The organism is Mesorhizobium sp. M7A.F.Ca.US.006.01.1.1, assembly GCF_003997935.1.
Lineage (GTDB): Bacteria > Pseudomonadota > Alphaproteobacteria > Rhizobiales > Rhizobiaceae > Mesorhizobium.
Map to the genome: position 1 here is coordinate 1 of NZ_RZQL01000463.1, position 1,836 is coordinate 1,836.

Sequence of the window (1,836 nt, forward strand, 5' to 3'; positions counted from 1 at the left end):
CTCGATGCCAGGGCGAAGGTGATGATTCTCGAAGCCGCCAAACGCGTTTCGCTGGTGACGGCGGTCAGTCCGCGCGCACTTGTCGATGTCGCCTACGTCGTGTTCGAGGCCGGGCGGCTCATTCGCCGCCTGTCGGAACTCTATGGCGGACGGCCGGGAACGCTGGGTTTCTTCCGCCTGGCACGCAGTGTGCTGGCGCATCTGGCGGTTACGGGCTCGATCGCGATCGGCGACAGTTTCGTCCAGCAGATCGTCGGCCACGGCCTGGCCGCGCGCCTTTCCGCCAAGCTTGGCGAGGGCGTCGTCAACGGCATGATGACGGCGCGCATCGGCATCGCCGCGATGGAGACGGCTCGCCCCCTGCCCTTCAGCGCCGCCAAGCGTCCCGGACTTGGCGATTTCCTCTCGGCGCTGACATCGTTCGCAACCAGGAAAGACGGTGAAACGACCCCCTCCGGCAAGTGAGCCGGGCTGGAGCGTCCGGGCATCGGAATCGTTACCGGACTGCTCTGCGGCGGCCTCGCGGTGACGAAGCATTAACCAATCTTGTTCATGGTCAGACGGGTTCCAAACAGCCTCTTTGTTGCCGGGTGTCGTCGATGAAAAGCGTAGTACTATCCAGCGTCCTGCCCCTGGCAGCGGTGATCGCGGCAGTGGTCGGCATTGCAGGAGCGGCCTGCGCGGCGGAGCCGGACAAGCAGTTCTTCCAGTCCGCCGAAGGCAAGTGGATCGGTCCCGGCGAAATCGTCGCCGGCAAGTACAAAGGCACCAAGTTCAACTGCAGCTTCACCGGCTCGACGCCCGACGGCAAGATTGGCATGTCGCTCGACGGCGGCTGCCGGGTCGGGATGTTCACCCAGCCGATGTCGGCCAAGATCGAGCGCAAGGGCCGCGAGGGCTACAAGGGCAGCTTCATGGGCGGCGCGACCGGTTCCGGCCTCGACATCATCGGCGGCAACGTCGTCGATGCCCGCAAAGTGGTCTTCACCATCAACCGCAACCAGCTGCGCGGCGTCATGCAGGCCCGTATTCCCGACGACAATTCGATGACGGTGACCATTGCGGTGCGCGTCGACGACCAACTGGTCCCGGTGATCGGCATGAGCCTGAAGCGGGTCGACGCGGTCGAAGTCGGCTCCATCGCCCCGAACTGAAAAAATCCAAAGAAAAAGGCGGCGACCCAACGGTCACCGCCCTCTCACTTGAGCCCATCAAATCGGGCGCTTAGGCCTTGATCTCAAATCAGGGCGTCAGCCCTTGATCTCGAATCAGGGCGTCAGCCCTTGATCGCGGCCGTCACTTCGTCATAGGCCTTGCAGGCGTCTGCCAAAGTCGTGCTGCCCGAATACTTGGTTGTCACCGCCTGGACCTTGGCGGTCAGATCAGCCGCCTTGGCCGGGTCCTTGGTGATCGCCTCCTGAAGTGCTGCAGCCATGTCCTGCGCCTTCTTGGTCGCGATCTCCGCCGTGCACTCAGGCGCCTTCGAGCAAGCCGAACCGGCAAGCACCGCCAGGCCGACGGCAACAAACAAAAACTTCTTCATGTCAGTCATCTCCTCAAAAAGGGTGCGACTTGATCGTCGATCACCCTCCAATGGCCGAAGCCGAGCGTCCTTAGCCTTCGATTGCGGCAAGATGCAACGTGTTCCCGACCTCAACTTGTGTATCGCGCCTGCAACATCGCCGGCGGCAGGATTCGAGGCCATTGTGTCGGCGGCTGCGAAGTTCAGCTGCGAGGCTGCAGCAGCGCCAAGACGGCGGTCGATGCGGCAAGGATAGCAGTCAGAGTCAAAGGCCCAGTCGCGCCATAGGTGTCCACGACATAGCCGCCGACAAC

General features: G+C 62.9%; 3 protein-coding genes. 2 read left to right on the forward strand and 1 reads right to left on the reverse strand.

Features of this window, described 5'->3' with window-relative positions:
* Both EN943_RS36815 and EN943_RS36820 read left to right on the forward strand, forming a co-directional pair.
* The coding region (locus tag EN943_RS36815) for a TIGR01620 family protein (RefSeq protein ID WP_127416595.1) at positions 1-465 on the forward strand (465 nt) is incomplete at its 5' end.
* 134 nt (positions 466-599) lie between these two features.
* A complete protein-coding gene (locus EN943_RS36820; protein ID WP_127416596.1) occupies positions 600-1,154 on the forward strand; it encodes a hypothetical protein in 555 nt (184 codons plus the stop codon).
* Positions 1,155-1,276: 122 nt separating this feature from the next.
* Here the strand turns inward: EN943_RS36820 and EN943_RS36825 are convergent, their stop codons facing one another.
* Positions 1,277-1,543 (reverse strand): hypothetical protein, encoded by a 267-nt coding sequence (locus EN943_RS36825; RefSeq protein ID WP_127416597.1) that lies wholly within the window; start codon positions 1,541-1,543, stop codon positions 1,277-1,279.
* Positions 1,544-1,836 lie beyond the last annotated feature (293 nt).